This window comes from Neobacillus drentensis, from assembly GCF_036965645.1.
GTDB lineage: Bacteria > Bacillota > Bacilli > Bacillales > Cytobacillaceae > Neobacillus > Neobacillus drentensis_D.
This window is the reverse complement of record NZ_JBALPZ010000036.1, coordinates 31,656-32,332: the sequence shown is the minus strand read 5'-3', so window position 1 is coordinate 32,332 and position 677 is coordinate 31,656. Positions and strand designations below refer to the sequence as shown.

Below are 677 nucleotides of genomic sequence, written 5' to 3'. Positions count from 1 at the left end.
TTCCTTTTCCTATAATAGTGGACCCTACTTTTACATACACAGTAGCATTAGCTTCCCCTGTCCCTGTTACCACTGTATCTTTATCCGTGAGGACATTCACCTGCGGGGCTAATGGGGCTGTCTTGTCCTGTACCGTTACCGTTGTGTATGGGCTGTAATTTCCTCCGCTATCTCTTACAGTTACACTTACTCTCGTTCCTGCTTTTTGTAAAGGCACAGCAACAGAAAACTTCCCTGCTGTATCTACTTTTCCTTTTCCTATAATAGTGGACCCTACTTTTACATACACAGTAGCATTAGCTTCGCCTGTCCCTGTTACCACTGTATCTTTATCCGTGAGGACATTCACCTGTGGAACTAATGGAGCTGTCACATCTTTCACTGTGAATACTATCGCTTCACTTGTATTTTCAGCCCTATCTGTAGCTGTTATGCTTAATTTCGTTCCTGATTCTTGCTTTGGTATCGTAACTGAATAATTACCTTCGGTAGTTGTTGTGGATGTCCCTAATACAGTTTCTCCTGCCTTAACCGTTACGGTTGAACCTACTTCTGCTGTTCCTGTGACAATTGAAGAGTGATCTGTTACTTCATTAACAGTAGGCGTTTTAGGAGCTGTATTATCTAAAAATACATTGAGAGCTAAAGAAGGATTAATCGATCCATAGTTACCAAGG

1 protein-coding gene is annotated in these 677 nt (G+C 41.7%); it reads right to left on the bottom strand.

The features are described 5' to 3' along the window. Positions 1–677 (bottom strand): Ig-like domain-containing protein (locus tag V7266_RS07300; protein ID WP_335467089.1); only part of this gene is annotated, 677 nt, incomplete at both ends.